24 protein-coding genes are annotated in these 23457 nt (G+C 67.0%); 19 read left to right on the top strand and 5 right to left on the bottom strand.

Features of this window, described 5'->3' with window-relative positions:
• The first annotated feature begins 50 nt into the window (after window positions 1-50).
• Entirely contained in the window at window positions 51-1394 is a 1344-nt protein-coding gene (locus IEW19_RS00310) for a M16 family metallopeptidase (RefSeq protein WP_188569706.1), read from the top strand.
• 77 nt (window positions 1395-1471) lie between these two features.
• Entirely contained in the window at window positions 1472-2017 is a 546-nt protein-coding gene (locus IEW19_RS00305; RefSeq protein WP_308419961.1) for a DUF1579 family protein, read from the top strand.
• Here the strand turns inward: IEW19_RS00305 and IEW19_RS00300 are convergent.
• From IEW19_RS00300 to moaA, 3 genes are all read right to left on the bottom strand, one after another.
• Window positions 1990-3624, bottom strand: a complete 1635-nt coding sequence (locus IEW19_RS00300) for an HNH endonuclease signature motif containing protein (protein ID WP_188569705.1) — start codon at window positions 3622-3624, stop codon at window positions 1990-1992. The two genes, IEW19_RS00305 and IEW19_RS00300, sit on opposite strands and share 28 nt — an antisense overlap.
• A 71-nt stretch (window positions 3625-3695) precedes the next feature.
• Window positions 3696-3962 (bottom strand): MoaD/ThiS family protein, encoded by a 267-nt coding sequence (locus IEW19_RS00295; RefSeq protein ID WP_188569704.1) that lies wholly within the window; start codon window positions 3960-3962, stop codon window positions 3696-3698.
• A gap of 5 nt (window positions 3963-3967) precedes the next feature.
• Entirely contained in the window at window positions 3968-5095 is a 1128-nt protein-coding gene (gene moaA / locus IEW19_RS00290) for a GTP 3',8-cyclase MoaA (RefSeq protein WP_188569703.1), read from the bottom strand.
• Between the two features lie 74 nt (window positions 5096-5169).
• Between moaA and IEW19_RS00285 the strand changes: the two genes are divergently transcribed.
• From IEW19_RS00285 to IEW19_RS00255, 7 genes are all read left to right on the top strand, one after another.
• A complete protein-coding gene (locus IEW19_RS00285) occupies window positions 5170-6849 on the top strand; it encodes a molybdopterin-dependent oxidoreductase (protein WP_188569702.1) in 1680 nt (559 codons plus the stop codon).
• Between the two features lie 23 nt (window positions 6850-6872).
• Window positions 6873-8123: a molybdopterin molybdotransferase MoeA gene (locus IEW19_RS00280; protein WP_188569701.1), complete on the top strand. Its 1251-nt coding sequence runs from the start codon at window positions 6873-6875 to the stop codon at window positions 8121-8123.
• A complete protein-coding gene (gene moaC, locus IEW19_RS00275; protein WP_188569700.1) occupies window positions 8111-8602 on the top strand; it encodes a cyclic pyranopterin monophosphate synthase MoaC in 492 nt (163 codons plus the stop codon). Before IEW19_RS00280 ends, moaC begins: the two co-directional genes overlap by 13 nt.
• Complete coding sequence (locus IEW19_RS00270; protein ID WP_188569699.1) at window positions 8599-9129, top strand: MogA/MoaB family molybdenum cofactor biosynthesis protein; 531 nt, start codon at window positions 8599-8601, stop codon at window positions 9127-9129. Before moaC ends, IEW19_RS00270 begins: the two co-directional genes overlap by 4 nt.
• Complete coding sequence (locus tag IEW19_RS00265; protein WP_188569698.1) at window positions 9119-9607, top strand: molybdenum cofactor biosynthesis protein MoaE; 489 nt, start codon at window positions 9119-9121, stop codon at window positions 9605-9607. Before IEW19_RS00270 ends, IEW19_RS00265 begins: the two co-directional genes overlap by 11 nt.
• A 123-nt stretch (window positions 9608-9730) precedes the next feature.
• Window positions 9731-10501 carry a 4-hydroxy-tetrahydrodipicolinate reductase gene (dapB, locus tag IEW19_RS00260; protein ID WP_188569697.1) on the top strand — a complete coding sequence of 257 codons (771 nt, stop codon included), beginning with the start codon at window positions 9731-9733 and terminating at the stop codon, window positions 10499-10501.
• A 3-nt stretch (window positions 10502-10504) separates the two neighbouring features.
• Window positions 10505-10978, top strand: coding sequence for a hypothetical protein (locus tag IEW19_RS00255; RefSeq protein ID WP_188569696.1), 474 nt, complete (start codon window positions 10505-10507; stop codon window positions 10976-10978).
• Window positions 10979-11257: 279 nt separating this feature from the next.
• Here the strand turns inward: IEW19_RS00255 and IEW19_RS00250 are convergent, their stop codons facing one another.
• A complete protein-coding gene (locus IEW19_RS00250; protein WP_188569695.1) occupies window positions 11258-12493 on the bottom strand; it encodes a heparan-alpha-glucosaminide N-acetyltransferase domain-containing protein in 1236 nt (411 codons plus the stop codon).
• 349 nt (window positions 12494-12842) lie between these two features.
• On the opposite strand from IEW19_RS00250, the gene IEW19_RS00245 reads away from it, so the two are divergent.
• From IEW19_RS00245 to IEW19_RS00215, 7 genes are all read left to right on the top strand, one after another.
• Window positions 12843-13121: a hypothetical protein gene (locus IEW19_RS00245; protein ID WP_229748221.1), complete on the top strand. Its 279-nt coding sequence runs from the start codon at window positions 12843-12845 to the stop codon at window positions 13119-13121.
• Between the two features lie 58 nt (window positions 13122-13179).
• The gene (gene dapA / locus IEW19_RS00240) at window positions 13180-14088 is read left to right on the top strand and encodes a 4-hydroxy-tetrahydrodipicolinate synthase (protein ID WP_141160967.1); all 909 of its coding nucleotides are present in this window, start codon (window positions 13180-13182) and stop codon (window positions 14086-14088) included.
• Between the two features lie 40 nt (window positions 14089-14128).
• Window positions 14129-15820, top strand: coding sequence for a ribonuclease J (locus IEW19_RS00235; protein ID WP_018771601.1), 1692 nt, complete (start codon window positions 14129-14131; stop codon window positions 15818-15820).
• Between the two features lie 140 nt (window positions 15821-15960).
• Window positions 15961-18855, top strand: coding sequence for an FtsK/SpoIIIE family DNA translocase (locus tag IEW19_RS00230; RefSeq protein ID WP_188569694.1), 2895 nt, complete (start codon window positions 15961-15963; stop codon window positions 18853-18855).
• A gap of 17 nt (window positions 18856-18872) precedes the next feature.
• Window positions 18873-19517: a CDP-diacylglycerol--glycerol-3-phosphate 3-phosphatidyltransferase gene (gene pgsA / locus IEW19_RS00225; protein WP_188569693.1), complete on the top strand. Its 645-nt coding sequence runs from the start codon at window positions 18873-18875 to the stop codon at window positions 19515-19517.
• Window positions 19514-19993 carry a CinA family protein gene (locus IEW19_RS00220; protein ID WP_188569692.1) on the top strand — a complete coding sequence of 160 codons (480 nt, stop codon included), beginning with the start codon at window positions 19514-19516 and terminating at the stop codon, window positions 19991-19993. The genes pgsA and IEW19_RS00220 overlap by 4 nt, the downstream gene beginning before the upstream one ends.
• 167 nt (window positions 19994-20160) lie before the next feature.
• Window positions 20161-20613, top strand: a complete 453-nt coding sequence (locus tag IEW19_RS00215; protein ID WP_188569691.1) for a helix-turn-helix domain-containing protein — start codon at window positions 20161-20163, stop codon at window positions 20611-20613.
• 130 nt (window positions 20614-20743) lie between these two features.
• Here the strand turns inward: IEW19_RS00215 and IEW19_RS00210 are convergent, their stop codons facing one another.
• Entirely contained in the window at window positions 20744-21271 is a 528-nt protein-coding gene (locus IEW19_RS00210; RefSeq protein ID WP_188569690.1) for a MarR family winged helix-turn-helix transcriptional regulator, read from the bottom strand.
• Between the two features lie 41 nt (window positions 21272-21312).
• On the opposite strand from IEW19_RS00210, the gene IEW19_RS00205 reads away from it, so the two are divergent.
• The 3 genes from IEW19_RS00205 to IEW19_RS00195 all read left to right on the top strand — a co-directional run bounded on the left by IEW19_RS00205 (window position 21313) and on the right by IEW19_RS00195 (window position 23455).
• Window positions 21313-21537, top strand: a complete 225-nt coding sequence (locus tag IEW19_RS00205) for a DUF3046 domain-containing protein (protein WP_188569689.1) — start codon at window positions 21313-21315, stop codon at window positions 21535-21537.
• Between the two features lie 229 nt (window positions 21538-21766).
• Complete coding sequence (gene recA / locus IEW19_RS00200; RefSeq protein ID WP_188569992.1) at window positions 21767-22822, top strand: recombinase RecA; 1056 nt, start codon at window positions 21767-21769, stop codon at window positions 22820-22822.
• Between the two features lie 84 nt (window positions 22823-22906).
• On the top strand, window positions 22907-23455 hold the full coding sequence (locus IEW19_RS00195; protein ID WP_188569688.1) for a regulatory protein RecX: 549 nt from the start codon (window positions 22907-22909) through the stop codon (window positions 23453-23455).
• The last annotated feature ends 2 nt before the right edge of the window (window positions 23456-23457 follow it).

Here is a 23457-nt window from a genome sequence, read left to right as displayed (position 1 = left end):
CCGCTGTTACGATGGCAGCCAGATCCGGCTGCCCGTCCTGAAAGGCATCAATGACTGTTGTACCCCTGCCGCTTGAGCAGAACCACGCCGGCGACACCCTGGTCCATGGCTCTGACGGAGGGTCCGAGGTCCGGCGTTCCGTGCTGCCAGGGGGAGTGCGGGTACTGACGGAAGCGATGCCGGGCCAACGGTCAGCCACCATCGGGTTCTGGGTGGGCGTCGGGTCCCGCGACGAGGCACCCGGCCAGCACGGGTCAACGCACTTCCTGGAGCACCTGCTGTTCAAGGGCACCAAGCGCCGCACGGCCCTTGAGATCGCTTCCGCGTTTGACCAGGTGGGCGGCGAATCGAACGCCGCAACCGCCAAGGAAAGCACCTGCTACTTTGCCAGGGTCCTGGACACGGACCTGCCCATGGCCATCGACGTGATTGCGGACATGATCACGGGCGCCGTGCTGGATCCTGACGAGATGGAGCAGGAACGGGACGTCATCCTCGAAGAAATCGCCATGGACAGCGATGACCCTACCGATGTTGCCCACGAGCACTTCGTGTCCGCGGTCCTGGGCAGCCATCCGCTCGGCCGCCCCATCGGCGGTACGCCCGCCGCCATCAAGGCAGTGGCGCGGGACTCCGTATGGGAGCACTACCGCAGGTATTACAAGCCCGAGGAACTGGTCATCACCGCTGCCGGCGGGCTGGACCACGACGTCGTCTGCGGACTTGTGGTGGACGCCCTCGAGACCGCCGGGTGGTCGCTGGAGCACGATGCGGCGCCGGTGCAGCGGCGCTCCACCGAACGCGCCCTGATCACCGGGACGGCCGGACTGCACGTGGTCAAGCGCGCGGTGGAGCAGGCCAACATCATCATGGGATGCCCAACCATCGTTGCCACCGACGAACGCCGCTACGTCATGAGCGTGCTGAACGCGGTCCTGGGCGGCGGCATGTCTTCAAGGCTGTTCCAGGAAGTCCGCGAGAAGCGCGGCCTGGTCTACTCCACCTACTCGTTCGCATCGTCCTATGCCGACGCCGGCTACTTCGGGATGTACGCGGGCTGCACGCCGTCGAAGGTCAGGCAGGTGCTGGACCTGCTGGCTGTGGAGCTGGACAAGCTCGCCGAAGACGGCATCTCCGAGGACGAACTTCGCAAGGCCGTGGGCCAGCTCGGGGGCGGTATTGTCCTGGCGCTGGAGGACACGGGATCCCGGATGTCCCGGCTGGGCCGGGCTGAACTGGTCTCCGGTGAATACCAGGACATCGATGAGACCCTGCGCCTGATCAAAGCCGTCACGGCAGAACAGGTCCAGGAGCTGGCCGCCGAACTTGCTGCCGCCCCGAGGACCGTCACCGTGGTGGGCCCGTTCGACGAGACGGAAACCTTCGGGCTGTAGCCTTTTCCCCACGGACGCTGGCGGCGAGGCCCTGCAGAGTCCATCCTGAGTGATAGGAATCTTCGGCAGGGGGTCGCGTGACGGTGCAGGAGCCGGGACTGGAGCATGGGCATCCGGCCTTATCAGCCTTGCTGGGTCACTGGCGGGGCCAGACGCATGTGGCCGCAGGTCCTTGGGGACCGGAACGCCGAGTGGATGCCGAAGTGTCCTACAGCCAGGTTGCCAACGGCCTCGGCGTGGTGCAGAGCTACCGCCACGTTGAACCGGACGGCAGCCACTTCGAAGGCCACGGCATATTCACCGTGGATCCGGTCCGCGATGACGTGCTGTGGTACTACGTCGACAGCACCGGCGTGCCGCCCGGTACCGCTGCCCGCTGCACCTGGCGTGACGGCATCCTCCGCGTTGAACGGCACAGCGCTGCCGGCTGGACGCATCACTCCATCAGGGTCGAGGACGATGCGCTGACCCACGTCACCGAGCTGCGTTCCGGGGCCAAGGCTGACGGCGGGCACGCACCAGGTTCCGGCCAGGACGGCAAAGGTCCGGCTTACCAGCCGTTTATGCGCTCGGTCTTCCACCGATCGCTCCCTGCTTACGCAGGTGTCCCCGGGAAGGTGTGATCAGCCAGCGCCAGCATCAGGTAGAACTCGGCGAACCGGTCCCGGGGCAGCTCACTCTCAGGAACCCCTGGGTCTTCGGGGATGTCGAAATCGGGCGGGTCCGCAAAGCGCACCGCCTCCGCTGTGTCGTTCCGGGCCACGTCTTGGGGTAGGCCCGGCCCCGTGCCATCCGCTGTCGACCCCAATTCCGGCCATTCCTCTGTCATGAGGGCAGGCCAGAATGGCGGCTCCGAGTCCGGGAGTTCGCTTCTATAGTGGCGGCCGGTTGGTGAGGTCCAGCCGGGTGGTTCGTTTTTCGTTGCGGCATCGGGGGTCCAGGGCCGTGCGTGTTTCAGGCGGTGGTGTTTTGGGCAGAGTTGTGCCAGGTTGCTGGTTCCGGTGGTGCCGCCGTGTTCCCAGGCTTTGAGGTGGTCGGTTTCGTTGTCTGGGGTGTGGTTGGTGCAGCCGGGGAAGGTGCATTTTCCGTCGCGCATGCGGATCCATTTTTTGATGGTTTGGGTGAGCCGGTAGTTCTTCCGGCCGATTTCCAGTGGTGCGCCGTCTCTCGGGTCGACCAGGACGCGGTAGAACGATTCCGCCCCGTCGGCGACGAGCTTGCGGGCCATCGAGGCCGGGATTGGACCGAGACCGTCCAGCATCGCCGGCTCGTCGGTGGCCCCGAGGAGGGAGAATACCGGGACCATGACCAGGACATCGGCCCGAGGGGTGGGGACTTTCCCGATTTCGGTGTGGTTCCCCTGACCGTCAGTTTCGGCGTCGGTGCCGTCGGCGGTGCTGCCCTGGGTGCCGAGGAGGAGGCTGGCTGCGATGTCGGGGCGGAGTTGGGTGATGGTGCGTGGTTCGTCGGGTCCTTGGAGGCCGCGGGCGGTGGCGGTGGTGCGGTTCCAGATGGCGCAGGCTTTGTCTCCGGGAAGGCAGAGGGAGATCCAGGCCATGCCGTCCCGGTCCGGCCTGTATTCCATCCTCCGGTCGGCAACGCTCTTGGCGTGGCGTTTTTGGATGGATTCGGGGTGGTGGCGCTCCCGCCACCCCCGGATCTTGGCCCGGAACCGGGAGGGGACGAGTTCGCCGGGGGTGGCGCCGCGGGCAGCGTTGGGGGCGTGGGGGTCGAAGAAGTGTGCCACCAGGGCGGCGGCGCCGGCTTCGGTGAGGCCTTCGGTTTCGTCGGCGAGGATGCGGGCGTGCTGCCAGGACATGGCGCCGGTGGACAGCGCTTCGAAGGCCGGAGGCTGGGAGCAGATCCGCTGTGCCTGGTCCACGAACGCCCCTGCCGCCGGGGAACTGAGCGTGAGGACCCCGGCGATTTCCTCCACAGTGGACATCTCCGCGTAGGCACGCTCATGGGCTGGGGAGTCCGGGGCGATCATCGCCTGCTGGAATTCGATGGCGTCGGCCGCGTCGCGGGCTTTCACCGCGGCCAACTGCGCTTCCAGTCGGGATACGAGCTCCAACCGTTCCAGCCGGATCCCATACCGCCGCTGCAACACATCAACATCAGCACCAACCCCCGCAGCCAGGAAATTATCCTCACGGTCCAGCGCATCAAGGGCAGCAACGCAGGCGTGAGCACCTTCCGTTGCTACCCCGACACCGCTGCTGATTCCCATAAGGACATCATCCAACGGGGCACTGACATTCAAACCCCAAGGCAGCTCCACATGCTGCGCCGCCCGAACGCCTACCCGCCGGCGAACGGGGGCAGCACGTCCACGACGTCGTCGGGGCCCAGAACCGTTGACTGGTCCCGCACGGCAACCTCATTGAGCAGGAAGCTGCTCCGCGAGAGGATTCGGTGAAGCGGCGGGGTCCCCGCGGGCGAATCAGCACGCTCCACGGCGACAACGGCTGCCAGCAGGTCAGCAACGGTGGCGCCGTGAGGCAGGTCGAACTTCTCTTCGTCAAAACCTGCGGCAGCGCGGGCGGCGGCAAAGTAACGTACAAGCATTCCTGTCAGCCCCCGATAGCGCTCATGCTGCGGTCCGGCTGGACGAAGTCAGGAGCGTCCAGTCCCACGTGGTCCATGCCGTGGGCCTTTGGCTTGATCCACATGGCGTCCTGCCACCGCTCTGCCAGCTCATCGTCACTGGCACCAGCGCGGAGCAGACCGAGCAGATCAAACTCCTCTCGTGAGAACAAGCAGCTCATGATCTTGCCCTCCGCAGTGATCCTGGTGCGCCGGCAGTCAGAGCAGAACGGCTCGGTGACGGAGGCGATGATCCCCACGGTTCCCAGCATCGGACTCTCCGGATCCGGAGAACCAGCCGCGCGCCGTCGAACTTCAAAGCGCTCCGCCGGCGCGCCGTCACGGGCCCGGGGATCGGGGCTGAGGAAAAAGTCCCGGGACAGCAGCCCGCGGATCTCCGCGGCCGTGATCATGTTGCGGCGCGTCCAGCCGTGGTCGGCGTCGAGCGGCATCTGCTCAATGAACCGCAGTTCATACCCGCGCTCCAGCGCCCAGGACAGCAGTTGCGGGGACTCGGCGTCGTTGATGCCCCGCATCAGGACCGCGTTCAGCTTGACCGGGCCCAGGCCGGCAGCCCAGGCAGCGTCCACCCCGGCCAGGACCTGGTCCAGGAACGGCCGGCGGGTCAGCTTGGTGAATGTTTCCTCGTGCAGCGAATCAAGCGACACATTGATGCGCGTCAGCCCGGCGGCCTTGAGCGCCGCCGCCTTCTTCGCCAGGCCAACGCCGTTGGTAGTCATCGAAATCGGCAGGTCCGGATGGTTTGCCCGCAGGGCCGCGATGATCTCCACGAGATCGTGCCGGACCAGCGGCTCACCACCCGTCAGCCGCAGTTCCCGGACCCCCAGCTGCTCCACGCCCACCCGGACAATCCGCACGATTTCATCGGCGGACATCACCGCCTGCTTTGCGAGCCATTCCAGGCCTTCTGCCGGCATGCAATAGGTACAGCGGAGATTGCACTTGTCCGTCAGGGACAGCCTCATGTCCGTGGCGCGGCGGCCGTACCGGTCCGTCAGCCCGGCCGGGGCATCCGCGGGCCGTCGCCCGGGCACGGCCGGCAGCGCCGATGCTGCTTCCTCCCGCGGCTGGGGCATGCCTAGCTGGACACTCATGAAATCAGGCTACGCCACCTCGGGCCGCGCATCACACCGTGACCGGCGCAGAACCATCCGGGTGCCGCGAACCTATGCTTGAAGTTGTGAAGAGTTCCCGGCATAAGGACGGGGCGGACGACGACGGTGCCGGCCTGGATCCGCGTGCGGTCAGTTCTGTCTGGCAACAGGCAGTCCAACGCGCCGAGGGCGGTTGGGCTGCCGTGTCTGGCGTGGTTTCCGCGGTCGGCGGTGTGGCAGCGGGGGAGCTGCTGGCCGGTTTTGCCAGCCCCTCCCTGTCTCCGCTGACCGCCGTGGGCGGTGCCGTCATCGACGCCGTCCCTCCCGGCGTCAAGGACTGGGCCATTTCCATCTTCGGCACGGCCGACAAAGCCGCACTGCTGGCGGGCATGGCACTGGTCATCGCAGCGCTGGCCGCCCTTGCCGGAGTCCTTGAGTACCGCCGCCGCTTCAGCGGTGTTGCGGTGATGGTCATCTTCGGGCTTGCCGGAACGGCCGCCGTCCTGACGCGCTCCCAGATGACACCGACGGCGCTGGCACTCCCGCTCCTGGCCGCGGTGGTCGCCGTCGTGCTGTTGCGGTTCCTGGTTGGCATGCTCCAGGCATGGGATGAGGCTGCTGCCAGCCACGCAGCCGCCGGCCCTCCAGCCGCTGGCGAAACCACCCATGACCCCGCATCCGCCCGCTCACGCCGCAGCTTCCTCCAGTCCCTCGCGGTCACGGGGATACTGTCAGGCGTAGGAGGAGTGCTGGCCGGGATCTGGCGCGGTGCCACCAGCGCAGTCAGCGAAGCCAGGGCCAGGACCACCCTGCCAACGCCGGCGTCACCGGCGCCGCCCGTCCCGGCTGCCGCGGAAGCCGGCGCGGCCGGAACGCCGCCGTTGGTCACCCCCAACCGGGACTTCTACCGCATCGACACAGCCCTGTCAGTCCCCGCGGTCAACCCGGACACCTGGGTCCTGAAAGTCACGGGAATGGTGGCCCGCGAAGTTCAGCTTTCCTTCGCCGACCTCCTGGCAAAGCCCTTAACCGAACGGCACATCACCATTGCCTGCGTCTCCAACGATGTGGGCGGGGACCTGATCGGCAACGCCCGCTGGCTGGGTTGGCCGGTCCGCGAACTGCTGGCCCAGGCCGGTCCCGCGCCAGGTGCGGACATGGTCCTCTCCCGCAGCGCCGACGGCTGGACCGCAGGGACGCCGTTGGATGTCCTCACCGATAACAGGGACGCCCTGCTTGCCGTAGGCATGAACGGCGAACCACTGCCGATTGAGCACGGCTTTCCGGTGCGCCTGGTGGTCCCGGGCCTTTACGGCTATGTGTCGGCCACCAAGTGGGTCACCGAACTCAAGGTCACCAGGTTTGCCGACGACGCCGGATACTGGACCCCGCGGGGCTGGTCCGAACGCGGCCCCATCAAGGCGTCGTCCCGCATCGACGTGCCCCGCAGCGGCCGCCCGGTCAGTGCAGGGACGGTGGTTTTCGCAGGCGTTGCCTGGGCCCAGCACACGGGCATCCAGAAGGTGGAGCTGCGGATCAACCGGGGACCGTGGCGGGAGGCGGAACTGGCGGAGGGCATCTCGCTTGACACCTGGTACCAGTGGAAGCTGGCCGTTGACCTCACCCCCGGGCAGTACGAAGTCCAGGTCCGCGCCACCGACCTCAAGGGCCAGCCGCAGGACGAAACCGCGCGGCCGCCGGCACCGGACGGAGCCACGGGATTCCACACCGTTAGAGTGGACGTGAAATCCTGACGGCCTCGACCAAAGGCGTACCCATGACCAGCCACCCCCCGCACGGCCATGCCCAGCACGGAGCGGAGAACGCGCGGTCCGTCGCCGGCCATGCCGCCGCCGTCGCGGAACTCCTCCGGCCGCTCCGTTCCGCGGACCGCGAAGAGACCCTGCCGCTCAGCCGGGCGCTGGGCCGAGGCCTGGTGCACGATGTCGCCGCGCCGCTCAGCCTTCCCCCTTTCGCCAATTCCCAGATGGACGGCTATGCGGTCCGTTCCGCTGACATTGACGACGGCGGCACGGACCTGCGCATCATGCCGCCGGTTCCCGCCGGGTCAAGCCCGCAGGCACTCGAGCCGGGGACCGCGGCGCCCATCATGACCGGTGCCATGGTGCCGGCGGGGGCTGACGCCGTCGTCCCCATTGAAAAGGCGGTGCCTGACCACTTCCTGGCGCCTGGTCACGGAGGCACAGTGCGGCTGCCTGCCACCGCGCCCGGAACGTACGTGCGCATTGCCGGCAGCGACATCGCGGCGGGGGAGCGGGCCCTTGCCGCCGGAACCTGCCTGGGCCCGGCCCAGTTGGGGCTGCTTGCCGCCCTGGGTATTCCGGAGGTGGCGGTGCACAAGGCCGTGACCGTCCTGCTCGTCACCACGGGGGACGAGGTGGTTGAACCCGGGGGGACACTGACTCCGGGCAGGATCTACGACTCCAATGGCACGCTCCTGGAAACCGCCATGAAGCAGGCAGGCCTCAGCGTCCGCCGCGCCGGAATCGCCAATGACAACCCGGCGGAACTCCAGGACCTGCTGCGCGCCCAAAGCCAGGGCGCCGACTTGATCGTCACCACCGGCGGGGTCAGCAAGGGGGCCTACGAGGTGGTGCGGCAGGCCATGGCGGACCAGCCCGTCGAATTCCTGCACGTGGCCATGCAGCCGGGTGGCCCGCAGGGAATAGGGACGTTCGACGGCGTCCCCTTCCTTGGGTTTCCCGGCAATCCGGTCAGCTGCCTGGTGTCCTTCGAGATGTTCCTCCGCCCCGCCCTGTCAGCATTGCTGGGGGCGCCGGCGCCCCGGCTGCCGCTGCGTGCCCGCCTGGGCCAGCCGCTGACGTCCCCCGGGCGCAAGCATCAGGTCCGGCGCGGAAGCCTGCAGCCGGACGGGACGGTGCGGCTGGAGGGTGGCGAGAGCTCGCATTTGATGCACGCCCTGGCGGGCTCGAACGTCCTGGTCCACGTCCCTGCCGGCGTAACGGAACTCGCCGCCGGCCACGAGGTGGAAGTATGGATGCTGTGAACGCAGAACAGACCCCCGCACTGACGCACCTGCGCCAGGACGGCAGCGCCCAGATGGTGGATGTCTCCGGCAAGGCCGAGACCACCCGTGAGGCCACGGCAACGGCCACAGTCCGGACCACCACCGAAGTCATGCAGCTCCTGGGTACCGGCGGACTGCCCAAGGGGGACGCGCTCGCCGTCGCCCGTGTGGCGGGCATCATGGCCGCCAAGAGGACGCCGGACCTGATTCCGCTCTGCCATCCGTTGCCGCTGTCAAAGGTCACCGTCGATTTCGAACTGGGCGCGGCCGCCGTGACCATCAGCTCCACCGTCAAGACCCGGGGCGTCACCGGAGTGGAAATGGAGGCCCTGACGGCCGCCTCCGTGGCAGCCCTCAGCGTCTACGACATGATCAAGGCGGTGGACAAGCACGCAGTCCTGACGGACATCAAAGTGCTGGCCAAGAGCGGCGGCAAGAGCGGAGACTGGGCACTGTGACCACCCCAAGCATCCTCAACGTCCCCGAACCCCACCGGCACGGCGACGTGCAGGGGCGGAAGGCCGGCGTCGTGATCGCCTCCACCCGCGCCGCCGCCGGCATCTACGACGACGAAACCGGTCCCGTGATCACCGATTGGCTTACCGAGCACGGCTTCGACGTGTTCCCGCCCATGGTGGTCCCTGACGGCGGGCCCGTGGGGGCTGCCATCCGGGCGCTCCTCACCCAGCGCCCCGCCGTCGTGATTACCAGCGGCGGTACGGGCCTGAGCCCGGACGACCAGACGCCGGACGTCACCCTGCCGCTGCTGGACAGGGAGATCCCGGGGATCATGGAGGCCATCAGGCGGGCCGGCGCTGCCAAAACTCCGCTCGCCGCCCTGAGCCGGGGCTACGCCGGAGCCGCGGGGCAGACCTTTATCGTGAACCTGCCCGGGTCACCCAAGGGGGTCATGGATGGGCTGAGCGTCCTGGACCCCGTGATCGGGCACCTCTGCGACCAACTGGAAGGCGGACATGGGCACTGAAGCATTCGAGGTAGTGCGGGCGGTCCTCAGCGCGGACCCCATTTCCGTGGACCAGGCCATCGCGGCGGTGGAAAGCGACACCGCCGGCGCCGTGGTCAGCTTCAGCGGGGTGGTGCGCAACCACGACGGCGGCAAGGCCGTCGAGCGCCTCAGCTACAGCGCGCACCCCACAGCACACCAGGTGATGGCCGACGTCGTGGCGCAGTTGGTTGCCGAGCAAGACGCTGCGGGGGATGACGCCGCCGGGGGCACCTCCGGTGGTGCGCAGAGGCAGCCGGTCCGCATCTGGGCTGCGCACCGGATCGGGATGCTGGAGATCGGGGATCCGGCGCTGGTGTGCGCGGTCTCCGCGGCGCACCGCGGCCAGGCATTCGCCGTCTGCTCGGAACTGGTGGACCGGATCAAGGAACAGGTGCCCATCTGGAAGGAACAGTTCTTCTCCGACGGCACCGTGGAATGGGTCGGCGCCGGCAGCTGATGCTGCAGCGGCCCGGGCGGCTGCCCGTCCGGCACCCAACATTGCTCCGACTGGCCCCAAGCTGCGAGGTAACGCACGCAGCCCGGTTCCAGCGCCAACCGTCCCGCCGGTAGGGTTAACGCCATGACCGAACAACACTCCGTTCCCAAGCTGGTGGCCGTCCTTGGTGCCAATGGCCGCATGGGTGCCGAGGCCGCAAAGGCCATTGAGGCAGCACCCGACATGAAGCTCGTTGCAGCCCTGGGACGGGGTGACTCGCTGGAGCAGCTGGCATCCTCAGGTGCCCAGTGCCTGGTGGACCTGACGGTTCCTGAAAGCACCGAAGCGAACGTCCGCTTCGCCGTCGAGCATGGGATCCATGCGGTAGTTGGCACCACGGGCTGGGACGCGGGGCGCCTGTCCGCGCTGGAGTCCCTGCTGGCAGGGCACCCGGACACGGGCGTCCTCATCGCACCGAACTTCGCGCTGGGTTCGGTGCTCGCGTCTGCCTTCGCCGCGAAAGCGTCCAAGTACTTCGAATCGGTGGAGATCATCGAGCTGCACCACCCGGACAAGGTGGATGCTCCGTCCGGCACCGCGGTCCGCACCGCACAGCTCATAGCCGGGGAACGAAACGCCGCGCAGGTTCCGCCCAGCCCGGATGCCACCACCAGCGAACTCGCGGGCGCACGCGGCTGCGAGGTGGACGGCATCCGGGTGCACAGCGTCCGGCTCCGCGGCCTCGTGGCACACCAAGAAGTGCTCCTTGGCGGTCCCGGTGAGCAGCTGACCCTCCGCCATGACTCCTTCGACCGCGCGTCGTTCATGCCCGGCGTACTCCTGGGCGTGCGCAATGTCGCGGCGCACCCGGGCCTGACCGTCGGCCTGGACGGTTACCTGGACATGGGGCTCTAGGCGATGAACGGATTGGCCGCCGGCTTCCGGAAGAACCGCACCAAGATCTGGGTGGGGGCGGTTACGCTCCTGCTGGTCTTCTACCTGGTGGTGTCCTTCCAGCGTTCCCTCCTGCTCCTGGCGGACAGCAACCTGACAGCCAAGGCCATTGGCGCCGCCTACCTGGTGCTGCCCATCGTCGGGGCATGGGCCCTCATCCGCGAACTGATGTTCGGTGCCCGCACCGAACAGATGGCCAAGCTCCTGGAGGCCGAAGGGGGGCTACCGGTGGATGAGCTGCCACGCACGCCCGGCGGCCGGATTGTCCGGGCCGCGGCGGACGCGGAGTTCGAAAAGTACCGTGCCGAAGCCGAGGCCGCTCCCGGCGACTGGCGTTCCTGGTTCCGGCTGAGCTGCGCCTACGACGCCGCCGGCGACCGCAAACGTGCGCGCGCATCCATGCGCGACGCCGTCAGGCTCTTCACCACGGCGTCCTAGCGCCCGCTGCCGCGTCCCATTACGGACCCGCTGATGAACTGCTGCCCTCGGTAGGTTGGCTTAGTAAACACTCTTTAGCTTTGGGGAAAAGCATGAGGCTGCCGATTCCTGCGCGCCATAGGCAAGAAGGGCCCGGTGCAGGTGGTTGTGAACGATGACTACGGCGACAAAGCCGCCACATTCACCCTGACCCCGCAATAGCCGGTCAGAACGGAACCCGTGGCGCCGTCCTGTGGCAACGCGGCGGATTCCTGTTTGATTTGCTGTGAAACCGGCAGGTCAGGGCACGGCTTTGAAGCCCCCGCGCCCCACCAGGCTCGCCGCATGGGCTGCCCATTCCAGCGGGCCGCGCCACTGCAGCCGTGCGAACACAATGCCGACAGTGATGGCAGTGGCCGCCTGGACAAAGTACATCCCGTCCTCGGTCCAGCCTCCCGGCAGGGGTTTCAGGTAGAAGCCGGAGACCACCCAGACGTGGACGGTGTACAGGGTCAGCGTCATGGCACCGGCCCCCCGCAGCGGCAGCAGCAGGTCCAGGTCCACCCATTCGGCGAGGCGCCCCAGGAGCAGGCAGGCACCAATGACAGCCGCCGCCACTCCCGACGTGTGCAGCAGGTCAAGCGGGGTGCCCGAGTGCGGTGCGGCCGACGCCAGCCACCACCACGAGCCTTCCTGCGGGATCCCTGTGAGGTTCACCTGCAGCACACTGCCCAGCGGGTAACCCGGCGAATTGAGCACCTTCTCCAGCGCCGCCCGGCCGCCCCAATCCTCCATGGCCGCCACACCCAAGGTCTTCGCCGCAACGGCCACCACGGTTCCGCCCGCCACCAGCAGCACGGGAACCAGGGCTTTGGCGAGGACCAGGCGGCCGATTGCCAGCCCCACCAGCAAATACGAAAGCCACTGCAGGACGGGGTAGTAGCCCGTGAGGAACACATCGGCGAGCAACCGGGCAGGCGTTCCGAGGTCCTCCCAGCCCGGATTGTGGCCCAGCTTGAGCGGCGGTTCCGGGGCAAGGAGCCAAGGCCGCAGCAGGTACGCCAGGAGGGGAGACGCTAAAATCCACCCGGCCGCCCACGCCCACAGCCGCTTCGCTCCCAATCCCAGGAAGGGGAGGATGCAAAGGAACAGCACCGCGTAGTGGACCAGGATAATGGCCACGTTCACTTCCAGGCCGCCCAGGGTAAACCCGACGGCGGCAATCACCAGGGCGCGCAGCGCCACGCCGCGCCGTGCCGCGGAGAGTTCGGCGCCTTCCAGCGGCTTGTCCTTTCCAGTGGACAGGGCAAGTCCCACACCGGCAAGGACGGCGAAGAGGGCGGCCGCCCGCCCGGAGAACGTGAGGCCTATCCAGGTTGGCGTGAGATCGGCATTTGATTCGAACGTCGGCAGCAGGTGGGTTGCCATCATCCCGAGTAATGCCAGGCCCCGGGCGGCATCGATGCCCCGAAGGCGCCCCGGTTCCTGCCGGTTTGGGGTCTTCCGGGACCGGGTGGCCGGGGTTCGGGACGTCACGACCAGATCGTCTCACATGGCCTCGCGGGCTGGCTTGTCAAGGCGAGGCACCTCCGCCGGCCAACCCTTGTATTCGAATATATGTTCGAATAATATGGCTGCCATGGAGATGCGATCATTCGGAGCCCCCGCACCGCAGGGGCGGGAACGCCAGCCCTCGGCAACTGTGCAGCCCCCAGCCGCTGTGCAGCCAGCCACTGTCCAGCCAGGAACCACTGCGCGGCCAGGAAGCCTGCTATCGGGAAACCCGCAGCCCAGGAGCAAGTCGGCAGGTTCCCGTCCGGCAGGCCCGCCGCCTGGAGGTGCGGACGCCGGGGGCGGGCCGCTGAAAGCGCTGAGCCCGGGAGTAGTGGACTACCTGTTCCGCCAACTGGTCTCCGGGCGCCCGGCCGAGGACGTCACGTGGGAACGCGAAGGCGTCAGCCTGGCTGCGCAGCCGGAGGGGGCGGAGCTGGCCCGCCGGCTGGCGGAAACGGATATCGACGCCCTGACGCCCACGGAGCTGTTCCACTACGTGCGGGCTGCCCAACGGCTCGCTTCCTGGGCTGAGGACCTCCGGCAGGCCGCCGTCGGCCGCTATTGCCATGCCGGAGCAGATGCGCCGCGGCCCGGGCAGCGACGTATTTGACGCTTGTCACGCCCGTGGCATTGTCCTAACCCGCGGGGGACAGGGTAACGTTTTTTCCATGGCTGATTCTTCCGCGCACATCCCTGCCCTCGGTACCCTCCTGACCGCCATGGTCACGCCGTTCACCAAGGACGGCGCCGTGGATTACGACCAGGCGGCAGCGCTGGCCAGCAAGCTGGTCGACGACGGCTGCGACGGCCTGGTGGTGACCGGCACCACCGGCGAAACGTCCACACTCACGGACGAAGAAAACCTCGGCATGTTCCGCGCCGTGAAGGACGCCGTAGGCGGCCGGGCGGCCATCATTGCCGGTACCGGCACCAATGACACGGCGCACTCAGTCCACCTCTCCCAGCAGGCTGCTGCCCTCGGCGTCGACGGACTCCTCCTGGTGACCCCTTACTACAACAAGCCCAGCCAGGCCGGTGTCCGCGCCCACTTCGAGACCATCGCCTCCGCCGTGGACGTCCCCGTCATGCTGTACGACATTCCCGGCCGGTCATCCATCCCCATCGAGCCGGACACCATGATCCGCCTGGCCCAGCACCCCAACATCGTCGCCGTCAAGGACGCCAAGGCCGATTTCACCGCAGCTACCCGTGTCATGGCGGAAACCGACCTCCTCTTCTACTCGGGCGATGACGGACTGACCCTTCCCTGGATGGCGCTGGGCGCCGTCGGCCTGGTGGGTGTCACCACGCACGTGGCCACCCGCCGCTTCCGCGAACTCATTGACGCCGTCAACGCCAACGACCTTGGCACTGCCCGCAAGATCAACTTCGAGCTGCAGCCGGTGGTCCGCGCAACGATGACCCGTGTCCAGGGGGCCGTAGCGGCCAAACAGATTCTTAAATGGCAGGGAGTCCTGCCCAACTCGATTGTCCGTTTGCCCCTCGTGGAGCCGGACGAAACCGAGATCGAAACCATCCGCGGGGATTTGGCGGAAGCGGGGCTGGTCTTCTCCTGAGGCTAAGACCGGCACCCTTCCGCCTGGAAAGAAGTGCACTATGACCCAAACTGCCCTTACCGGCCTCGTCACCCCGCCGCGCCTGCCCCAGGGCACGCTGCGGATCGTTCCGCTTGGCGGACTGGGGGAGATCGGCCGGAACATGGCCGTGTTCGAAATCGACGGCAAACTGCTGATCGTGGACTGCGGCGTCCTCTTTCCCGAGGAAACCCAGCCCGGCGTTGACCTGATCCTGCCGGACTTCTCCTACATCGAAGACCGCCTTGACGACGTCGTTGCCGTGATCCTCACGCACGGCCACGAGGACCACATCGGTGCTGTGCCGTACCTCCTGCGCCTGCGCAACGACATCCCCCTGGTGGGATCGCAGCTGACCCTCGCCCTGATCGAGGCGAAACTGCAGGAGCACCGCATCCGGCCCTACACCCTGACAGTGGAAGAGGGCCAGGTGGAGAAGTTCGGGCCCTTCGAATGCGAGTTTGTGGCGGTCAACCACTCCATCCCGGACGCCTTGGCCGTGTTCATCCGCACCGCGGGCGGCACCGTCCTGCACACCGGCGACTTCAAGATGGACCAGCTCCCCCTGGACGGCCGCATCACCGACCTGCGGCACTTCGCCAAGCTGGGCGAAGAGGGCGTGGACCTCTTCATGTCCGACTCCACCAACGCCGACGTCCCCGGATTCACCACGGCCGAGAAGGAAATCGGCCCCACGCTGGAACGGCTTTTTGGCCAGGCCACCAAGCGCATCATCGTGGCGTCCTTTTCCTCCCACGTCCACCGCGTGCAGCAGGTCCTGGACGCCGCAGCCAAGCACAACCGCAAGGTGGCCTTCGTGGGCCGCTCCATGGTCCGCAACATGGCCATCGCCGAGAAACTGGGCTACCTGGACGTTCCCGCCGGGCTGATCGTCGATATCAAGAACATCGATAACCTTCCGGACAACCGCGTGGTGCTCATGTCCACCGGTTCCCAGGGCGAGCCCATGGCGGCGCTGTCCCGGATGGCAAACGGGGACCACCGGGTGGTGGTGGGCGACGGCGATACCGTCATCCTGGCCTCCAGCCTCATCCCGGGCAACGAAAACGCCGTGTTCCGGATCATCAACGGGCTCCTCAAGCTCGGTGCCGACGTCATCCATAAGGGCAACGCGAAGGTCCATGTGTCCGGCCATGCCGCTGCGGGCGAGCTGCTCTACTGCTACAACATCCTTGAGCCGCTCAACGCCATGCCCGTGCACGGCGAAACCCGCCACCTGATCGCCAACGGCAAGATCGCCATCGAGTCCGGCGTACCGGATGCCAGCGTCATCCTCGCGGACAACGGTACCGTCATCGACCTGCGCGACCACCAGGCGGACATCGTGGGCCAGGTTGAAGTGGGCTTCGTCTACGTGGACGGTTCCAGCGTGGGCGAGATCACCGACGCAGACCTCAAGGACCGCCGGATCCTGGGTGACGAAGGCTTCATCTCCATCATCACGGTCGTCCACCGTGCCACCGGCAAGGTGGTGTCCGGTCCGGAGATCCATGCCCGCGGTGTAGCCGAGGACGATTCGGTCTTCGACGACATCATCCCCAAGATCAACGCGGCCCTGGAGGAAGCGGTCCAAAACCACGCCGACCACACGAGCCACCAGCTCCAGCAAGTGGTGCGCCGGGTTGTGGGCACGTGGGTCAACCGGAAGCTGCGCCGCAAGCCCATGATCATTCCGGTGGTGCTCGAGGCCTGACGGCCTCTGCCGCAGGCGCCGGCCCGCACTCCCCGCTTCAGGCAGGGGTGCGGGCCGGAGGTATTTAAGGGCAGGTGCCGGGGATGTGCCCGGCCCCGATATCCCCGGATTCACAGCATGCTTCCGGTAGCGTGGCTACCATGGCCACACGTACTACTTCCGCGCCCAAAGGTACCGGCAGGGGCAGCTCCGGCAGCAAAGCGGGCAGTTCCACAGGCCGCGGAACCGGTTCCACCGCCAGCAAGGCAGCACGCGGCGGTTCGTCCAGCACCGCACGTACCCGCCAGCTTCCCGCCGTCGAACACCACCAGCCCTGGCTGCTGCGCGTGGTGGGCGGAGCATGGCTGGGGGTGGGCCACCTGGTGGGCGGGGGAGTGCGCCGCATCGGCCATGACGTCAGCGACCTCCCCGCCGAGGATCGCCGCGATGGTGCCGCCCTGTTCAACCTGGCGCTGGGCATCTTCATCGCCACTTTCGCCTGGTGGGGGCTGACGGGGTGGTTCCCCGACGCCGTCTACGCCGTGGTGAACGGCACCTTCGGCTGGATTTCCCTGCTGCTCCCGCTCATGCTTTTCGTCTGCGCCTTCCGGCTGTTCCGGCAGCCTTCCGACGGCCGGGGCAACAACAGGGTGGGCATCGGCTTCCTGATCATGACGTTCGCCGGCTGCGGCCTGGCGCACATCCTGGGTGGCCAGCCCACTGTCGCCGACGGCTTCGACGGCCTCCGCAAAGCCGGCGGCATGCTCGGCTTCCTGGCCGCCGCGCCGCTGGCCGCCATCCATCCCGCCGTGCCCGCGGGCCTCTACGGCCTGCTCGCCTTCATTTCACTGCTGATCATCACGGCCACCCCGTTCACCGCCATCCCGCGCCGCCTCCGCGGAGCCTACGAGCACCTCATGGGCATCGACCTGATGGACCAGGAGCACTCCGGGGACGCCCACGACCGCAGCTACCTCGAACGCCCGGCCCCCGCCGCACCGAAAAAGAAGAAGCGCAAGCTCTTTGGCAAGAACGGGGAGTCCGAGGCCGGCCTTGAGGGCTACGTGGGCGATGAAGCCTTCGAGCACGCCGTCATTGACGACGACGAGCGCGAACCTGCGCGGCCCGCTCCCGGCGTGCGGCGGCCCACCCAGGCCGAGATCGCCGTCGAAAAGATCAAGGCGGCCCAGGGCCTGGGCCCCGCCCCGCAGGCATCGCCGCCCGAGAACGCCACCGAGGCCATCCCGCTCGTCATCCCCGGCGCCGCTGCCCCGGGCAAACCAGGCGCCGCTGCGCCCACCGTTCCCTCCAACCCGGTGGCGCCCGCCCCGCCGCCCGTTCCCATCCCGCAGCGGACCGAGCAGCTCTCGCTCGCCGGCGACGTCACGTACACCCTGCCTGCCTCGGACTACCTGACCCCTGGCTCCATCCCGAAGGAGCGCACCGAAGCCAATGACGCCGTCGTCGCCGCCCTGACCGACACCCTGACCCAGTTCAACGTCGATGCCACCGTGACCGGCTTCAGCCGCGGGCCCACTGTCACCCGCTACGAGATCGAGCTCTCGCCCGGCACCAAGGTGGAGCGCGTCACCGCGCTGTCCAAGAACATCTCCTACGCCGTGGCCTCCAGCGACGTCCGCATCCTCAGCCCCATCCCAGGCAAGTCCGCCATCGGCATCGAGATCCCCAATACCGACCGTGAGACCGTTTCCCTGGGCGATGTACTGCGCAGCCAGAACGCGCGGCGCACGGACCACCCCATGGTCATGGGCGTGGGGAAGGACGTGGAGGGCGGCTACGTGGTGGCCAACCTGGCCAAGATGCCGCACCTCCTGGTGGCCGGTGCAACGGGCGCCGGCAAGTCATCCTTCGTGAACTCCATGATCACCTCCATCCTCATGCGTGCCACCCCGGACGAAGTGCGCATGGTGATGGTGGACCCGAAACGCGTGGAACTCACTGCCTACGAAGGCGTCCCGCACCTGATCACGCCCATCATCACCAACCCCAAAAAAGCTGCCGAAGCCCTGCAGTGGGTGGTGCGGGAAATGGACGCCCGCTACGACGACCTCGCCAACTACGGCTTCAAGCACATTGACGACTTCAACAAGGCCGTGCGGGCCGGCAAGGTCCAGCCGCCCGTGGATTCCAAGCGCGTCATCCGGCCCTACCCGTACCTCCTGGTGATCGTCGACGAACTCGCGGACCTCATGATGGTGGCACCGCGCGACGTCGAAGATTCGATCGTCCGCATCACCCAGCTCGCCCGCGCCGCCGGCATCCACCTGGTCCTGGCCACCCAGCGTCCCTCCGTGGACGTGGTCACCGGCCTCATCAAGGCCAACGTGCCCTCCCGCATGGCCTTTGCCACGTCCTCCGTCACCGACTCCCGCGTGGTGCTGGACCAGCCCGGCGCGGAAAAGCTCATCGGCCAGGGCGATGCGCTCTTCCTGCCCATGGGCGCGTCCAAGGCCATGCGCGTCCAGGGCGCCTGGGTCACCGAGTCGGAGATCCACAAGGTGGTGGAGCACGTCAAGGGGCAGCTCCAGGCGACCTACCGCGACGACGTCGCCGCGGAGGCCCCCAAGAAGCAGATCGACGACGACATCGGGGACGACCTCGAGGTCCTGCTGCAGGCGACGGAACTGGTGGTGACCACGCAGTTCGGGTCCACCTCGATGCTCCAGCGCAAGCTCCGCGTAGGGTTCGCCAAGGCCGGACGCCTCATGGACCTGCTCGAATCACGCGGGGTGGTGGGACCCTCCGAGGGCTCCAAGGCGCGCGATGTGCTGGTCAAGCCGGACGACCTCGCTGCCGTCCTGGCCGCCATGAAGGGCCAGGAGGCACCCGCCGCTGCCGATTCGCAGACGGCCGCGCTCAGCGACAACGCCAATGCCAACATCGCCCAGGGCGGCTACGCCGAGGACCTGGTGGCCGCCGACCTGGACAACAGGAAGCAGAACGTCGAGTATTACGACGGCTCGGATTCCGCTCCAGGCGGGCATGGCGATGACGAGGACGGTTCCGAAGACGCCTGGTCCCTCACCGGACGCTAGCCCGGTAGCCTAGAAACGTGACTAGCACCGATGCAACCGCCGCCGGCCAGGGCCGTGCCGGGGTCTGGAACCTTCCCAATGTCCTGACCATGATCCGCATCGCGCTGGTCCCGTTTTTCGTGTGGTGCCTCGTGGCGGACGCGCCCGGGCTGCACAGCGTCTCGGGGCCGTGGCGCTGGGCGGCGGTGGTGGTGTTCGCCGTCGCCATCTACACGGACAAGCTCGACGGCGACATCGCCAGGAGCCGGAACCTCGTCACGGACTTCGGCAAGATCGCCGACCCCATCGCGGACAAACTCCTCACCGGCTCCGCGCTGGTGATGCTGTCCCTGCTGGGCGAACTGCCCTGGTGGGCAACCATCGTGATCCTGGTGCGGGAATGGGGGATCACCGCCCTGCGCTTCTTCGTGATCCGCTACGGGGTCATCCCCGCCTCCCGCGGCGGCAAGCTCAAGACCGTTGTGCAAACTGCGGCGATCTTCCTCTACCTCCTGCCGTTGGCGGCGTTCGCGCCCTGGATGTCCTGGGTCGCGTTCGCGGTCATGATGGCTGCCGTGGTGATCACGCTGTGGACCGGCGTCGAATATGTTGTGCTGGCCCTGCGCCTTCGGGCAGAGGGCAAGCGGCAGGCAGGAACCGCACAAGGACAGGAAGAGGCGTGAGCAACCTCCACCATTTGGCCGCGCAGGCCGTACGCGCGGCGCTTGAGTCCGGGCAGACCGTTGCTACCGCCGAGTCGCTGACGGCCGGGATGGTGTCAGCAATCCTGGCCGACACGCCCGGCGCATCAGGCATGCTGCAGGGTGGGGTGGTGGCTTACCAGAACTCCGTGAAGGACGCGGTGCTGCACGTCCCCACCGATCTGCTGGCCCGTGTGGGCTCCGTCGACCCGGACGTCGCCCGGGCCATGGCAGCCGGGGCGCGGACGGTCCTTGGCGCCGACGTCGGACTTTCCACCACCGGTGTGGCAGGTCCCGATGCCCACGACGGCAAGCCCGTGGGGCGGGTCTACGTCGGGATTGCCACAGTCGCCGGAACCGCAGGTTTCGAATATTCCTTTACGGGCAGCAGGCCTGACATCCGTGCCGCTGCCTGCGGGGCCGCCCTTGAAAGGCTCCTTGAGGCCTTGTCCGCCTGACCTAAGTGGTCCACGAAGTTACCGAGCGTAAAGTTGGCGGGAACAAAAGCCGGTACCGATTAGTTATTACATTGTGTCGCTTCCGGTGAGCGGAGGCGCCTAGGATGAAATGACCACGATGGTTCGCCGGCGGCGGACCTGACCAATGAGGGAGCAAGGCGATACAGATGGTAAAGCAGCCCGTATCCGTGAACGGCGTTGTCCGCTGGAAGGATGTGGGCCTCGCCGAACAGGCTAAGAGCGAACAGAAGGAGCGCAAGATGGTAGTACTTCGTCACGAAATTGGTGATGTCCTGCGCGATGTCCGCCAGCGTCAGGGGCGCACGCTCCGTGAAGTTTCGCACAGCGCCCGTGTCTCCCTGGGATACCTCAGCGAAGTGGAGCGCGGCCAGAAGGAAGCATCGTCGGAGCTTCTGTCCTCAATCTGCTCGGCACTGGATGTTCCGCTGTCAAGCATGCTCCGTGAGGTCAGCGACCGCGTGGCAGTAGCCGAAGGCGTCGCAGTTCCGGACACCGTTCCGCAGGAATTCTCCCAGCGTTACGGCCGTGACCTGGAACGGGACCTCAACTCTGAGCTGAACGACGAACTCTCCACAGGCCTTCTCTCCGGCGCCCGGTAAAGGCAGCCCCCACCCGTAGGTGGGCCTTGGATAAGCAGGAAGCCCCCGGCCAGGCCGGGGGCTTCCTGCTTTTGTCCGGGCTCCCCGTTCCGCCGTGCGGCCGGGGACCCGGGGCCTGTGTCCCGGCCGCCTATGCGTCCTCTGCCTGGGATGCGCCGGCGGCTTCCCTGGGGAACCCGTCACGCTCATAGGTGGAGTTCAATTTGGCCATGTAGCGGGCAAGCTCCTGCAGGTCCTCCACCGGCCACTCGCGCAGCCGCTCCTGGAAGACCTGGCGCCGGGCGTCCTGGACCTGGTGCATCTTCTCTTCGCCCTTCGGCGTCAGCCGGATGGACTGCGCCCGGCGGTCCAACGGATCCGCCTCCTTGGATACCAGCCCCAGGCTTTCCAGGAAGGCAATCTGCCGGCTGACCGACGGCTTGCCCACCCCGATGTTCATGGCAAGCTCGGTGAGCCGGATGGGTCCTTCCCGGCGGATAACCGTCAGCAGACCATACGCGGCAGGTTCCATGTCGGGGTGGACCTGGCGTGAGAGCTGGTTGGAGATGGCCCGGGCCCGCCGCCAAAAGAGGCTGATCTGGTGTTCGACATTCTGCAGCGCGCTATCGGCGGCATCTTTGCCTGCGTCTTGCTGCGGGAGATCCGGGGAGTTGCTCATGGCAACAATTCTAGGGTCCACGATCATGAGAGGATTTACCGATGCGAATCAGCGACTACTGGCGTCTCATGGATGACGAGTTCGGCGCGGGGTACTCCCGCGTGCTGAGCAGCACGCTGGTCCTTGCGGGCGTAGGTGGGCGCACCGCTGACCAGGCCCTTGCGGCGGGCATTGAGCCGCGCAAGGTCTGGCTTGCGGTCTGCGATGTCCAGGACGTACCTGCGGAACGGCGCCTTGGCCGCGATATCGCCCCACGCCGTGACTAACAGCGGCCCCAAAAGCCGGTTGAGCCGGCGGGTGGCGCCTGCCGCCTGACACGCCGGAGGCGCGCCACTCTTCGAATACCTGTTCGGATAACGCTATGCTTTTTCTATCGGGTTTATCCACATAGGCGTTGTCCTCCGGCCGGAATGTCAGTGGGTCCCCTTAGCGTCAGAGATGACCAATACAACGGCCGCGAAGGCCACCATCGAGAAAGCATTAGAGGTGTCAACCATGGCGGCAGCCCCGGATCGTGCAAAAGCGCTGGAAGCAGCGCTTGCCCAGATTGACAAGCAGTTCGGCAAGGGCTCGGTCATGCGCCTGGGCGACGAAGTCCGCGCCCCGATCGAAGTCATCCCCACCGGCTCCATCGCACTGGACGTCGCCCTCGGTATTGGCGGGCTTCCGCGCGGCCGCGTCATCGAGATCTACGGTCCTGAATCCTCGGGTAAGACCACCGTTGCCCTGCACGCTGTGGCGAATGCCCAGCGCGCCGGCGGTATCGCCGCCTTCATCGACGCCGAGCACGCCCTGGACCCGGACTACGCCGCCAAGCTGGGCGTGGACACCGATGCCCTCCTCGTCTCGCAGCCGGATACCGGTGAGCAGGCCCTGGAGATCATGGACATGCTGGTGGGCTCCGGTTCGCTGGACGTCGTCGTCATCGACTCCGTTGCCGCCCTTGTGCCGCGCGCCGAAATCGAAGGCGATATGGGCGACAGTCACGTGGGTCTCCAGGCGCGGCTCATGAGCCAGGCCCTGCGTAAGATCACCGGCCGCCTGAGCCAGACCAAGACCACGGCCATCTTCATCAACCAGCTCCGTGAAAAGATCGGTGTCTTCTTCGGTTCCCCCGAAACCACCACCGGTGGCAAGGCCTTGAAGTTCTACGCGTCGGTCCGCATCGACGTCCGACGGATCCAGACCCTCAAGGAGGGCGCCGATTCCGTCGGCAACCGGACCAAGGCCAAGATCGTCAAGAACAAGATGGCTCCGCCCTTCAAGGTCGCCGAGTTCGACATCATCTACGGCCAGGGCATCTCCCGCGAAGGCGGGATCATCGACATGGGCGTGGAGCACGGCATCATCAAGAAGTCGGGCTCCTGGTTCACCTACGACGGTGACCAGTTGGGCCAGGGCATGGAGAATTCGCGCCGGTTCCTCCGCGACAACCCCGAGCTCGCCGCGGAACTGGAGCGCCTCATCAAGGAGAAGCTTGGCGTCGGGGTAAAGCCTGCCGAGGATGAGTCCAAGGACACACCAAAGCTGAAAGCCGTCGACGGGTTCTAGCCCTTGACTGGATCACGGACCGGACCACGTTCACGGCGGGCCCGTTCCGGCAGCCCTTCACCGGGGCCGTCGGACGGCTTCGCCGTGCCTGCGGACCAGCAGGCCGCGGACGCCGAACCGGATCCTTTCACGCTTGCCCAAGCCATCGTGTACCGGCAGCTCACGGCATCGCCCAAAAGCCGGCTGCAGCTTGCCCGGAAGCTGGCGGAGCGGAACATTCCGGAACACGTCGCCGAAGCGGTGCTGGATAAGTTCCAGGAAGCCCGCCTGATCAACGACGCCGAGTTTGCGGACATGTGGGTCAGGAGCCGAGCCCAGTCCCGCAAACTTGCCAAGGGCGCTCTTCGGCGCGAACTCGCGGAAAAAGGCATTGACCAGGAAACCGCTGCTTCAGCCCTGGAACAACTGACAGACGCCGACGAGGAAGCCGCCGCACGCACACTGGTTGAGCGCAAGCTGCGGCCCGGGACGGATGTGTCCGTTCCGGGGGAACGTGAAAAGACCGTCCGGCGGCTGGCGTCCATGCTGGCACGAAAGGGTTATCAGCCCTCCCAGGCGTTCCGGATCGTCAGCGACGTCCTCGATTCCCTGCAGGATCCCGACGGCGGCACGCCGCAAAGCCGGTACCCTTAACG

It is taken from the genome of Arthrobacter liuii (assembly GCF_014639275.1).
GTDB lineage: Bacteria > Actinomycetota > Actinomycetes > Actinomycetales > Micrococcaceae > Arthrobacter > Arthrobacter liuii.
This window is presented reverse-complemented; position numbering and strand designations above follow the sequence as displayed.